Annotated in this window: 10 protein-coding genes; 8 read left to right on the top strand and 2 right to left on the bottom strand. The window is 72.8% G+C overall.

Translation table 11 applies throughout. The features are described from left to right. Both VGE38_RS15520 and VGE38_RS15515 read left to right on the top strand, forming a co-directional pair. The coding region (locus tag VGE38_RS15520; RefSeq protein WP_414690974.1) for a DNA translocase FtsK at positions 1-2,540 on the top strand (2,540 nt) is incomplete at its 5' end. Beyond that, the gene (locus VGE38_RS15515; protein WP_331143455.1) at positions 2,537-4,240 is read left to right on the top strand and encodes a helix-turn-helix domain-containing protein; all 1,704 of its coding nucleotides are present in this window, start codon (positions 2,537-2,539) and stop codon (positions 4,238-4,240) included. The genes VGE38_RS15520 and VGE38_RS15515, both read left to right, overlap by 4 nt. 57 nt (positions 4,241-4,297) lie before the next feature. Here VGE38_RS15515 and VGE38_RS15510 read toward each other — a convergent pair whose 3' ends face one another. Then, positions 4,298-4,978: a response regulator gene (locus tag VGE38_RS15510; protein ID WP_331143454.1), complete on the bottom strand. Its 681-nt coding sequence runs from the start codon at positions 4,976-4,978 to the stop codon at positions 4,298-4,300. After that, entirely contained in the window at positions 4,975-6,675 is a 1,701-nt protein-coding gene (locus VGE38_RS15505) for a sensor histidine kinase (protein ID WP_331143453.1), read from the bottom strand. Before VGE38_RS15505 ends, VGE38_RS15510 begins: the two co-directional genes overlap by 4 nt. Before the next feature lie 182 nt (positions 6,676-6,857). Here VGE38_RS15505 and VGE38_RS15500 point away from each other — a divergent pair, with 182 nt between their 5' ends. From VGE38_RS15500 to pgsA, 6 genes are all read left to right on the top strand, one after another. Continuing rightward, entirely contained in the window at positions 6,858-7,820 is a 963-nt protein-coding gene (locus VGE38_RS15500; RefSeq protein WP_331143452.1) for a Bug family tripartite tricarboxylate transporter substrate binding protein, read from the top strand. Continuing rightward, complete coding sequence (locus VGE38_RS15495; protein WP_331143451.1) at positions 7,817-8,338, top strand: tripartite tricarboxylate transporter TctB family protein; 522 nt, start codon at positions 7,817-7,819, stop codon at positions 8,336-8,338. Before VGE38_RS15500 ends, VGE38_RS15495 begins: the two co-directional genes overlap by 4 nt. 13 nt (positions 8,339-8,351) lie before the next feature. Beyond that, a complete protein-coding gene (locus VGE38_RS15490; protein ID WP_331143450.1) occupies positions 8,352-9,884 on the top strand; it encodes a tripartite tricarboxylate transporter permease in 1,533 nt (510 codons plus the stop codon). After that, positions 9,881-10,288, top strand: coding sequence for a universal stress protein (locus tag VGE38_RS15485; RefSeq protein WP_331143449.1), 408 nt, complete (start codon positions 9,881-9,883; stop codon positions 10,286-10,288). Before VGE38_RS15490 ends, VGE38_RS15485 begins: the two co-directional genes overlap by 4 nt. 65 nt (positions 10,289-10,353) lie before the next feature. After that, positions 10,354-11,817, top strand: a complete 1,464-nt coding sequence (rimO, locus tag VGE38_RS15480; RefSeq protein ID WP_331143448.1) for a 30S ribosomal protein S12 methylthiotransferase RimO — start codon at positions 10,354-10,356, stop codon at positions 11,815-11,817. Position 11,818: 1 nt separating this feature from the next. Next, positions 11,819-12,424, top strand: a complete 606-nt coding sequence (pgsA, locus tag VGE38_RS15475; RefSeq protein WP_331143447.1) for a CDP-diacylglycerol--glycerol-3-phosphate 3-phosphatidyltransferase — start codon at positions 11,819-11,821, stop codon at positions 12,422-12,424. The last annotated feature ends 16 nt before the right edge of the window (positions 12,425-12,440 follow it).

The raw sequence follows: 12,440 nt of genomic DNA, 5'->3' as shown, positions 1-12,440 counted from the left end.
CCGGGCGCGGGCCGATCGCCAGCCTCTTCCTCGCGCTCTTCCGCGGCGTGGCCGCGGTCTGGCTCGCCGTCGCCAACGGCATCGGCTCACTGGCCCGCAGCATCGGTCACGGTGCGCGCGAGCTCGAGCCGGAGCACCGCCGCGACGGCGCCGGCCTGTTCGTGCTGGGCCTCGCGCTGGTCGTGGCCGGCGCGGTCTGGTTCCAGATCGACGGCGGCGTGCTCGGCTTCGTGGGCGCCCTGGTCACCGGCTCGGTCGGCAAGGTGGGCTGGCTGGTCCCGCTCGCGCTGGTCTACGTCGCCGCCCGCACCATGCGTGACCCGGTCGGCAACGGTCCCGCTGGCCGTCAGGTGATCGGATGGTCCGCACTGTCGCTCGGGGTGCTCGGCATCGTCCACATCGCGAACGGCAACCCGCAGCCCCAGGGCGGCAACGCCGAGTCCCTGCAGACCGCCGGCGGCGCGGTCGGGTACGTCGTCAGCGCGCTGCTGCTCGACCTGCTCCGGTCCGCCTACGTCGTCGTGCCGCTGTTGCTGCTGCTCGCCTTCTTCGGCGTGCTGGTCGTCACCTCCACCCCGCTCTACCAGGTCCCCGAGAAGCTCGCCGCGATCCGGGACCGGGCGCTGGGTCGCGAGCACCTCGACGACCACGACGACCTCGGCGATGCCTACGAGGTCGGCCCGCACGACACCCAGCCCATCGGGCGGCGTGGCCGGAAGGCCAAGGACGCCGCCCTCGAGGACAGCTTCATCGACCCGGACATGGGCGACCCGGCGTACGACTCGCCCGTGCTCGCCGAGCGCGAGATCGCCAAGCGGCGCCGCCGTCGCAAGGACGCCCTCGACGTGGCGCTCGAGGAGGGCACCGCGGACGGCGACCTCGGTCTTGCGCTCTTCGCCGACGAGGTCCCGACGGCTGCTGCCGCGGTCGCTGCTGCCGCCGTGCCGGAGCCGACCGTGTCGCGCCGCAGGCCGGGCGCCACGGCCGAGCCGGTCGAGGAGAAGGGCGAGCTCGAGCCGCCCCCGCACACGCCGCTGCCGCAGCGCGTCGAGCAGCTGACGCTCGCCGGCGACGTCACCTACACGCTGCCCGGCAACGACCTGCTGAAGGCCGGCTCGCCCCACAAGGCGCGCTCGCAGGCCAGCGACGACGTCGTGGGCAGCCTGACCCGGGTGCTGGAGGAGTTCGGCATCGACGCCCAGGTCACCGGCTACACCCGGGGCCCGACGGTCACCCGCTACGAGGTCGAGCTCGGCCCGGCGGTGAAGGTCGAGAAGGTCACCGCGCTGAGCAAGAACATCGCCTACGCGGTGGCCAGCGCCGACGTCCGCATCCTCAGCCCGATCCCGGGCAAGTCCGCCATCGGCATCGAGATCCCGAACACCGACAAGGAGATCGTCTCCCTCGGTGACGTGCTGCGCTCCACGATCGCGCGCAACGACCACCACCCGATGGTCGCCGGCCTCGGCAAGGACGTCGAGGGCGGCTTCGTCGTCGCGAACATGGCGAAGATGCCGCACCTGCTGGTGGCCGGCGCCACCGGATCCGGCAAGTCGTCGTTCATCAACTCGCTGATCACCTCGATCCTGATGCGGGCCACGCCGGACGAGGTCCGGATGATCATGGTCGACCCCAAGCGGGTCGAGCTGAACGCCTACGAGGGCGTCCCGCACCTGATCACCCCGATCATCACGAACCCGAAGAAGGCCGCCGAGGCGCTGGCCTGGGTCGTGCGCGAGATGGACATGCGCTACGACGACCTGGCCAACTTCGGCTTCCGCCACATCGACGACTTCAACAAGGCGGTGCGGGCCGGCAAGGTGCAGGTGCCCCCGGGCAGCGAGCGGGAGCTCGCGCCGTACCCCTATCTCCTCGTCATCGTCGACGAGCTCGCCGACCTGATGATGGTCGCCCCGCGCGACGTCGAGGACTCCGTCGTCCGCATCACCCAGCTGGCCCGTGCCGCCGGCATCCACCTGGTGCTCGCCACGCAGCGGCCGTCGGTCGACGTGGTCACCGGCCTGATCAAGGCCAACGTGCCGTCGCGGCTCGCGTTCGCCACCTCGTCGCTCGGCGACAGCCGCGTCATCCTCGACCAGCCCGGCGCCGAGAAGCTCGTCGGACAGGGTGACGGGCTGTTCCTCCCGATGGGCTCCTCCAAGCCGATCCGCGTCCAGGGGTCCTGGGTCTCGGAGGCCGAGATCGCCGCGGTCGTGAAGGCGTGCAAGAGCCAGCTGGAGCCGTCCTACCGCGAGGACGTCACCGCGCCGGCCGCGTCCAAAAAGGAGCTGGACGACGACATCGGCGACGACCTCGAGCTCGTCGTGCAGGCCATCGAGCTGGTCGTCACCACCCAGTTCGGCTCAACGTCGATGCTGCAGCGCAAGCTGCGCGTCGGCTTCGCGAAGGCGGGTCGCCTGATGGACATCATGGAGAGCCGCGGCGTGGTCGGGCCCAGCGAGGGCTCCAAGGCGCGCGACGTCCTCGTGAAGCCCGACGAGCTGGACAGCGTCATCGCCACACTGCAGGGGGAGCTGTGACCGAGCAGACCGAGATCATGACCGAGCCGACCTCGTCGATCGAGCCGCCCTCGTTGATCGAGCCGACCTCGTCGATCGAGCCTGTCGAGATCCACCGCAACGGCCGGCTCGCGGCCGTCACCGGCGGGCTGGCGGCCGTGCTGGCCGTCGCGTTCCTGGTGCGCGGCTCCGGCGCGCTCGACCTGGCGCTGGGGATCGTGCTGGCGGCGCTGGCCGGCTACCAGCTCTTCACCGCCTGGGACGCGCGGACGCCGGTGCTGCTCGCCGACGCCCACGGCGTCCGGATCCGCCTCGGCGGCTCCTGGACCGGCCTGCGCTGGAACGAGATCGACGAGGTCGAGCACCTGCCGCGACGCTCGTGGTGGCGCGACGGCCGGCTCGTCGTGCTCCCGGTCGAGGAGGACCGCCACGTGGCCGCGCTCGGGTCCGCCGGACGACGCCAGGCCGCGGTCGCTCGCCGGCTCTATGGCGCGCCGTTCGCCCTCCCGCTCGGACTCGGCACCGCCGTGACCGGTGGCAGCGGCCAGCTGTCGATCCGCCTCGCCGACCTGGCCGGCGACGCCGCGACGATCGTCGAGATCGACCCCCTCGCGGAGGACGATCTGTCCGACGAGCGTTCGTCGGTCGAGCAGCCGGAGCCGCTAGGCGAGGGCGTCGTCGAGACCCCCGACCCGGTCGCCGACCCGATGACCGACACCGCCGAGCGACCGGTCTTCGCGAGCCCGACGCCGTCGCCGCTGCGACAGCCGATCGCGGCCGTCCGTGCCGAAGTCACCCGCGACCTGACCCGCGACTACACGATTGGCGCGAACGCGCTCAAGCTCGACACCGCCGATGCCGAGGACGGCACGGCGAGCCGCCTGCCGGAGGCCGACCAGCTCCGTCCTGCGCGCGACGTCGACTGGGCGGGCATCACGCCGATCGCCCGCCCCGGCGAGGCCGTCGAGCCGATCGTCATCGACGGGCTCGGCGCGACGCCGGCCGTCGAGCCGGTGATCGGCCCCGAGCTGGCCGCGGCGCGGACGCGGCTCGGCCTCGGCATCGACCAGCTCGCCGAGCGGACCCGGATCCGCCCCCACGTGCTGGAGTCCATCGAGGTCGACGACTTCGGGCCGTGCGGCGGTGACTTCTACGCCCGCGGCCACCTGCGGACGCTGGGCCGGGTGCTCGGCGTGGACGCCGCACCGCTGCTGCGGACCTACGACGCGACGTACGCCGACGCGCCGATCAACCCCCGCCGCGTGTTCGAGGCCGAGCTGGCCACCGGCGCCGGCGGCCCGATCCGGCGCATGAAGGGCGGCCCGAACTGGTCGGTGCTCGTCGCCGCCGTGATGGCGGTCGTGCTGGCCTGGTCGATCGCGCGCCTGGTCTTCGACGGCTCGGCCACCACGCCGCCACCGGCGCCCAGCCTCGGCAGTGGCTCGCAGGGCACGACCAACCCCTACGGCAACCTCCCGGCGCCCGTCCCGGTGTCGATCACCGCGGCGGGCGGCGGTGCCCACGTCGTCGTACGCGACGGTGGCGGCACCATCGTCTACACCGGTGACCTGGCGTTTGGCGAGACCAAGCTGCTCAAGGCCTCCCCGCCGGTGCGGGTGCAGTCCTCCGACGGCTCGGCGACCGTCGCCGTCGACGGCGGGCAGGGCGTCCCGCTCGGCGCCACCGGCGAGCAGGCCCAGCGGACGTTCACCGTCGACTGATCCGCCCCGGGCACCTGACGCCTCTCACACGCCTGCGGCGTGTCGCGGGGAGCAGCGTCAGGTGCCCGCGGCGGTCCGGAGCCGATAGCGCCGCTCGGGGCGTCCGGACGTCCCGTAGTTGAGCCGTACGGCGACCCGGTCGACGCTGCTGAAGTGCTCGAGGTAGCGCCGCGCGCTCACCCGGCTGATGCCGACCGCTGCGGCGCACTCGGCGGCGCTGAGCTCGGCGCCGTCCCCGAGCGCGGCGAGCACGGCCTCGGCGGTCTCGTTGCTGAGTCCCTTCGGCAGCTGGTCGCGGACCGAGGGCTGTCGCGCGAAGACCGCGTCGATGTCGGCCTGCCCCGGCCGCTGCAGCCCGCGGAGCGCCTCGTGTGCCCGGCGGAAGGCGTCGAGCCGCTCGGCGAGGTCCTCGAACGCGAACGGCTTGACCAGGTAGTGCGCCGCGCCGGCGGCCGCGGCCGCCCGCACCGTGTCGGCCTCGCGCGCCGCCGTGATCACGATGACGCCGACGTCGTTGCCGGCGCCGCGCAGCCGACGGAGCACCTCGGTCCCGCTGACGTCGGGCAGGTGGACGTCGAGCAGCACCAGGTCGGGCGTGAGGCGCGCGATGTCGGCGAGCGCCTGCTCTCCGGTGGAGGCCACGCCGAGGATCCGGAAGCCCGGTATCCGCTCGACGAACCGGGTGTGGATCGAGGCGACCATGAAGTCGTCCTCCACGACGAGGACTCCGAGGCTCACGCGCGCTCCTCCTCAGGTCGTGGCTCAGGTCGTGGCTCAACTGCTGGGTCGGTCCGGACCGTGGCCCAGGGCGCCACCGGGAGCCGCACGGTGAAGACGGCGCCGCCGAGCGCCTCGTCATTGTGCACCGTCACGGACCCGCCGCGACCCTCCGCCAGCACCCGCACGAGCGCCAGCCCGACCCCGCGCCCGCTCGGGCCGCCCGGCTTGGTGCTGTAGCCACGCCGGAACAGCTCGGCGACGCGCTCCGGCGCCACACCGGCGCCGGTGTCGGCCACCCGGATGACGACGTCGGGGCCCGGCTCGGCCAGGCCGACATGCACCAGCACGCGGGCGGGCCGGGTCGCACCGGCGTACGCCGCGTCGACGGCGTTGTCGACCAGGTTCCCGACCACGGTGCCGACGTCGGCGGCCAGGTCGGCATCCAGGCGCGGCAGGGCACTGTCCTCGTCGAGGTCGAGGGCCACCCGTCGCTCGGCGGCGACGCTGCCCTTGGCGATCAGCAGCGCGGCGACGGCCGGGTCGCCGACGCGCGCGGTGACGAAGTCGCTGAGCGCAGCGCGCCGACGGGTCAGACCGTCGACGAAGCGCGCGACCTCGTCGTACTCCTGCAGCTGGATCAGCCCCGAGATCGTATGCAGGTGGTTGCTGAACTCGTGGGTCTGCGCCCGAAGCGTGTCGGTGATGCTCTCGCGCGCGTTGAGCTCGCTCTGGAGCGTGAGCAGCTCGGTGCGGTCGCGCAGCGTGGTGACCGTGCCGGCCGGCCGGCCGTCGTGCAGCACGCGGTTGCGGTTGAGCACCAGGACCCGGGCGCCGGCGACCAGCACCGCGTCGCGCACCTCGTCCGGCCCCCGCAGCAGCTCACGGACGTCGGAGCCGACCGGCAGGTCGTCGAGCCGCCGCCCGGTGGGGTCCTCGGCCAGGCCGAGGAGCTCACGGGCGCTGTCGCTCATCAGCGAGATCCGCCCGTCCGTGCCCACCGCGACGACGCCCTCCCGGATCGACCGGAGCAGTCCCTCGCGGTGGTCGGCCAGCGCCGCGATCTCCGCAGGCTCCAGGCCGCGCGTGCGCCGCTTGATCAGGCGCGCCAGCAGCCACGACCCCAGCAGACCCAGGGCGAGGCCGCTGCCGAGGACGGCGACGACGTCGGCCCGGACGTGGGCGAGCCGCTCGGTCAGCGGCGGATAGTCCTCGGTGACGGCCACGACGCCGACCGGCGCCGGTGCCGTCCGTGTGGCAGGAGCGGCGTCGCCGCCGGCGTACACCGGCACCTGGGCGGCGATGGCCCGGCCACCCACGTCGTCGATGTCACCGCTCCACGCCCGCTCGGCGGGGCCGCCGAGGGGCAGCGTCTCGCCCACGCGGGTGGGGTCGGTGGCGACCAGCACACGGCCGTCCAGGTCGGTGAGGTACGCGTCGCTCGCCCCGACGTCGGCGCGCCGGGTCTGGAGGTAGAAGGAGAGCGCGGCCATGCCGCTGCGCTCGAGCAGGCCGTCCCGGACCGCGGGGATTCCGGCGAGGCTCTCCGCGGCGGCGCGCAGACGGTCCTCGCGCGAGTCCCGGAAGTCGGCGTCACTCTGCCGCAGCGACACGACGCTGGTGACGACCAGCACGACCAGCAGCACGGCGAGCTGCAGGACGAGGAACTGCCCTGCAAGAGAGAGGTGCCGGCGACGCGTGGCCGGACGTGACCACAAGTTCCACTACCTCCTTTGGTTGCCTAAGAGTGACGGCCGTCACCGGCTGCTGTGAGCATCGGCACAGGACGCGCGAGGCGTCCGGGCCGGCGGCCCGTACCGACATCACACACCAAGTCTGGAGGCAGCGCTTGTCGACGACGACAGCACCGTCACGCCACCGGCGCGCACGCCGGTTGGCCGTGGTCGCCCTCGCCACGACGCTCGCAGCCGTGCTGTGCGGCTGCGGGGTGACGCGGGGCGACGACTCCCGCGACCTCGACATGTGGATCCCGAACAGCCCCGGCGGTGGCTACGACCAGACCGGTCGGGCCGCGGTGGGCGTGCTCGAGCGCGACGACATCACCGGCGGCGACATCCAGGTGACCAACATCCTGGGCGCCGGCGGGTCCGTCGCGATGTCGAGGCTGATGGGGGAGGAGGGCAACGAGAACCTGCTCATGACCCTCGGCCTCGGCGTCGTCGGCTCGACGTACTCCTTCGGGGTCGACGCCCGGCCGCACGACGCGACCCCGATCGCGCAGCTGATCGAAGAGCAGGAGGGCGTGCTGGTCCCGGGCGACTCGCCGTACCGCACCATCGAGGACCTGGTGGCGGCCTGGCAGGCCGACCCGTCCTCGATCGTGGTCGGCGGCGGCTCCTCGCCGGGCGGTCCGGACCACCTGTTCCCCATGCAGCTCGCCAAGGCGGTCGGCATCAACCCGCGTGAGGTCACCTACGTGGCGTACGACGGCGGCGGCCCGCTCACCAGCGCGCTGCTGGGCCACAAGATCCAGGTCGGCTTCTCCGGCCTGGCCGAGTTCGAGGGCCAGATCGAGGCCGGCGAGCTCCGGGCGCTCGCGGTCTCGGGCGAGGAGCGGGTCGACAGCCCCGCGATCGCCGATGTGCCGACGCTCACGGAGAGCGGCATCGACTTCGTCTTCACCAACTGGCGCGGCGTGGTGGCTCCTCCGGGGATCTCCGAGGAGCGCCGGGCCGAGCTCATCGACTACCTCGCCCGCATGCACGACTCGTCGGAGTGGCGCCAGGCACTGGCCGACAACGGCTGGGCCGACGCCTTCGCGACCGGCGACGAGTTCGAGCGCTTCCTGGTTGAGCAGGACGAGCGGGTGGCGACCACCCTGAAGGAGCTGGATCTGCTGTGAGCACCTCCGCCCCCACCCCGTCCGGTGCCACCTCGTCAGGTGGCACCGACCGGGCGCAGTACCTCCTCGCCGCCGCGATGGTCGTCGCGGGCGCCTACACGGTGCTCGACGGCAGCCGGCTCGACGTCGGCTTCGCCGATCCCGTCGGCCCGCGCGTGTTCCCCTACGTCATCGGTGCCGGTCTGGCCCTCGTCGGCGTGCTGCTGGCGATCGCCACGGCGCGCGGCTCGCGCCCCGAGCCGGAGGCGGGCGAGGACGTCGACCTGACCGAGCCGGCCGACTGGCTCACCGTCGCCAAGCTCGTGGGTGTCGTCCTGTTCACGATCGCGACCGTCAACCTGCTCGGCTGGGCGGTCACGGGCGCGGTCCTGTTCGCCGGTGCCGCCTGGGCGCTCGGCAGCCGCACCACGATCCATGACGTGCTGGTGGGCCTCGTGCTCGCCGTGGCGAGCTGGTACGGCTTCTTCGTCGGCCTGGGCATCCCGCTCTCGCCCGGCGTCCTCGACGGAATCCTGTGAGAGGCGACGCGTGATGGACAACCTCGACCTGCTCTGGACCGGCCTTGAGGCCGCTGCCTCGCCGCAGAACCTGCTCTACGCGGCGATCGGCGTGCTGCTTGGCACCTTCGTCGGCGTGCTGCCCGGCATCGGCCCTGCGATGGCGATCGCGCTGCTGCTGCCCGTGACCTACGGGCTGGAGCCGACCGCGGCCTTCATCATGTTCGCCGGCCTCTACTACGGCGGCATGTACGGCGGCTCGACGACCTCGATCCTGCTCAACACCCCGGGTGAGTCCGCGTCGGTGATGACCGCGCTCGAGGGCAACCTGATGGCGCGGGCCGGCCGCGGCGCGCAGGCGCTGGCCACGGCCGCGGTCGGCTCGTTCGTAGCGGGCACGATCGGCACGCTGCTGGTCGCGTTCTTCGCCCCGTCGCTGGCGGAGGTCGCCGTCGACATCGGCGCGCCGTCGTACTTCGCGCTCATGGTGCTCGCCCTGGTGATGACGACGTCGGTCCTCGGCGCCTCGCCGCTGCGCGGGTTCGCCGCGCTGTTCATCGGGCTGACGGTCGGGCTCGTCGGCCTCGACCTCAACACCGGCCAGCCGCGCCTGACGCTCGGCATCACCCAGCTGGTCGACCGGCTCGACATCGTCGTGGTCGCCGTGGGCATCTTCGCCCTGGGCGAGGCGCTGTGGGTGGCCGCCCACCTGCGCCGCCGTCCGGTGCGGGTCATCCCGGTGGGACAGCCGTGGCTGGGCAAGCGCGACCTGCGGCGCTCGTGGGCACCATGGCTGCGCGGCACCGCCTACGGCTTCCCGTTCGGCGCGCTGCCGGCGGGTGGCGCGGAGATCCCGACGTTCCTGTCCTACGTCACCGAGCGGCGCTTCGCCAAGCACGACGAGTTCGGCAAGGGCGCCATCGAGGGCGTCGCCGGCCCGGAGGCCGCCAACAACGCCTCGGCCGCCGGCATGTTCGTGCCGATGCTGGCGCTCGGTCTGCCGGTGACGGCCACGGCCTCGGTGATGCTGTCGGCGCTGCAGGGCTACGGCATCCAGCCCGGCCCGCAGCTGATGACCGACCACTCCGACTTGGTGTGGACGCTGCTGGCCAGCCTGCTGATCGGCAACGCGCTGCTGCTGGTGCTCAACCTGCCGCTCGCGCCCCTGTGGGCCAGGCTGCTGCGGATCCCGCGCCCGCAGCTGTACGCCGGCATCATCTTCTTCGCCTGCCTCGGCGCCTACGCCACCAACCAGGACCCGTTCGCGATCGGGCTGCTGCTCGCCTTCGGTCTGCTCGGACTGGCGATGCGGCGCTTCGGCCTGCCGGTGCTGCCGCTGATCCTCGGCGTCATCCTCGGCCCGCTCATGGAGACCAAGCTGCGCGAGGCGATGGCGATCTCGGGCGGTGACTACGGCGGCCTGGTCGACGAGCCGCTCGCCGTCGGCATCTACGTCGTCATCGTGCTCTTCCTCGTCGGCCGCCCGCTGCTGTCGTGGTGGCAGGGCCGGCGCGGCGACGGTGGCGACGGCTCGGACCTGACGACGACGGAGGCGGTGGCGCGATGAGCGGCTGGATCGTGGTGGCATGGACGCCCGACGAGTTCGGGGAGGCTGCGCTCGAGCATGGCATCGCCGAGGCCCGCGGTCGGGACGCGGGCGTCGCGGTGGTGAACGGCACCCGCGGCGACGCCCTGGTCGACGACCGGTACGCCGGCGCCGACTCGCTCGCCGCGCTCGAGGACCGGCTGGCGGGCCTCGACGTGCCGCACGAGGTGCGGCAGGGCATCGGCCCTGACGTGGCCGAGCAGGTGCTGGCGGTCGCCGACGAGCTCGACGCCCGGATGATCGTGGTGGGGCTGCGCCGTCGTACGCCGGTCGGGAAGCTGCTGATGGGCAGCGTCGCGCAGCGGCTGCTCCTCGGCGCGCACTGCCCGGTGCTGGCGGTCAAGCCGGGGAGCCGACCGGCCTGACCGCGGCCGAGGCGACCGGTCGGGTTTCGCCGGGCCGGGGTGGCCCGCACTATCCTCGACGCAACATGACGACTGACACCCAGCCACTCCTCTCCGTCGCGATGGTGACCCTCGGGTGCACCCGCAACGAGGTCGACTCCGAGGAGCTGGCCGGTCGGCTCCAGGCGGGCGGGTTCCGGCTCGTCGCCGATCCCGCCGAGGCCGACACGGTGGTGGTCAACACCTGCGGCTTCGTCGAGCAGGCCAAGAAGGACTCCGTCGACACGCTGCTCGAGGCGGCCGATCTCAAGGCGTCGGCCGACAACGGTGGCAAGGCGCAGGCGGTCGTCGCGGTCGGCTGCATGGCGGAGCGGTACGGCAAGGAGCTCGCCGACTCGCTGCCCGAGGCCGACGCCGTGCTCGGCTTCGACGACTACCCCGATATCGCCGCGAAGCTGCGCGCGATCGTCGGCGGCGAGACGCACCACGCCCACACCCCGCAGGACCGCCGACTGCTGCTGCCGATCTCACCCGTCGAGCGGGACGCGAGCGCCATCTCGGTGCCCGGGGTCTCGACGGGCTCGGCCGGCGGGGGAGAGGTCGCCGCCTTCTCCGAGGTCCGTGCCCGGCTCGACGACGCGCCCTGGGCGCCGCTCAAGCTGGCCAGCGGCTGTGACCGTCGCTGCACGTTCTGCGCGATCCCCACGTTCCGCGGCTCGTTCGTCAGCCGCCGGCCCAGCGACGTGCTGCACGAGGCGCAGTGGCTGGCCCAGCAGGGCGTGAAGGAGCTGTTCCTGGTCAGCGAGAACTCCACGTCGTACGGCAAGGACCTCGGTGACCTGCGGCTGCTCGAGACGCTGCTGCCCGAGCTGGCCGCCGTCGACGGCATCGAGCGAGTGCGGGTGTCCTACCTGCAGCCCGCCGAGACCCGTCCCGGGCTGATCGAGCGCATCGCGACCACGCCGGGCGTGGCGCCGTACTTCGACCTGTCGTTCCAGCACGCCTCCAACGCCGTGCTGCGGCGGATGAAGCGGTTCGGCGACCCCGACAGCTTCCTCGGCCTGCTCGACCAGGTTCGTGCCCTGGCGCCCGAGGCGGGCGTCCGCTCCAACGTCATCGTCGGCTTCCCCGGCGAGACGGAGGCGGACCTGGAGATCCTGTGCGACTTCCTCGTCGCAGCGCGCCTCGACGTCACCGGCGTCTTCGGCTACTCCGACGAGGACGGCACCGAGGCGGCCGGCTTCGACGCGGCGCTCAAGCTCGACGAGGACGAGGTGCGGGCCCGCTTCGAGCACGTGCAGGGGCTCGTGGAGGAGCTCAACGCCCAGCGCGCGGAGGAGCGGATCGGGGAGTACGTCGACGTCCTCGTGGAGTCCGTCTCCGATGGCCCCGACGGCCCCGATGTCACTGTCGTCGGCCGGGCCGCCCACCAGGGCCCCGAGGTCGACGGCACCACCTCGCTGCTCGGCCGGGACGCCCAGGTCGGCGACTTGGTCCGGGCCGAGGTCGTCGCGACCGACGGCGTCGACCTGATCGCGAAGGCGATCTGACATGACGCAGACCCGGCCCAGCAACTGGAACGTGCCCAACCTGCTCACGTCGCTGCGGATCCTGATGGTGCCGTTCTTCGGGGCCGCGCTGCTGGTGGACGGTGGCGAGGACGCCACGTGGCGGCTGGTGGCCTACGCGCTGTTCTTCGTCGCCATGGTCACCGACAAGATCGACGGCGACCTGGCCCGCAAGCACAACCTGGTGACCAACTTCGGCAAGATCGCGGACCCGATCGCGGACAAGGCGATCACCGGAATGGCCTTCGTCGGACTGTCGATCGTGGGCGACATCTGGTGGTGGGTGACCATCGTCGTCCTGCTGCGCGAGTGGAGCGTCACGCTGCTGCGGCTCTCGATCCTCAAGCGGGTCGTGATCCCCGCCGACCAGCTCGGCAAGGTCAAGACCAGCGTGCAGGCGGTCGCGCTGGCCGGCTTGTGCGTGCCGCTGCGGGACGACGACCTGCCCTCGTGGGCCCAGGTCCCCGGCGAGGTCCTCTTCTACGGCTTCCAAGCCACGCTGGCCGTGGCTGTCGTGCTCACGCTGTGGTCCGGTTGGCAGTTCTTCGCCGGCGTGTGGGGTCAGCGGCACGCCCTGCGGTCGGCCTGACCGTCCCAGCAGCCCC

The sequence above is a fragment of the Nocardioides sp. genome (assembly GCF_036405735.1).
Classification (GTDB): domain Bacteria; phylum Actinomycetota; class Actinomycetes; order Propionibacteriales; family Nocardioidaceae; genus Nocardioides.
The sequence above is the reverse complement of the archived record's forward strand: the minus strand, read 5'-3'. Positions and strand labels throughout refer to the sequence as shown.

What these genes read in the sequence shown, in the direction of transcription:
- VGE38_RS15490 (WP_331143450.1), top strand. Translation starts at nt 8,352, where the DNA reads ATGGACAACCTCGACCTGCTCTGGACCGGCCTTGAGGCCGCTGCCTCG.
- VGE38_RS15485 (WP_331143449.1), top strand. Translation starts at nt 9,881, where the DNA reads ATGAGCGGCTGGATCGTGGTGGCATGGACGCCCGACGAGTTCGGGGAG.
- rimO (WP_331143448.1), top strand. Translation starts at nt 10,354, where the DNA reads ATGACGACTGACACCCAGCCACTCCTCTCCGTCGCGATGGTGACCCTC.
- pgsA (WP_331143447.1), top strand. Translation starts at nt 11,819, where the DNA reads ATGACGCAGACCCGGCCCAGCAACTGGAACGTGCCCAACCTGCTCACG.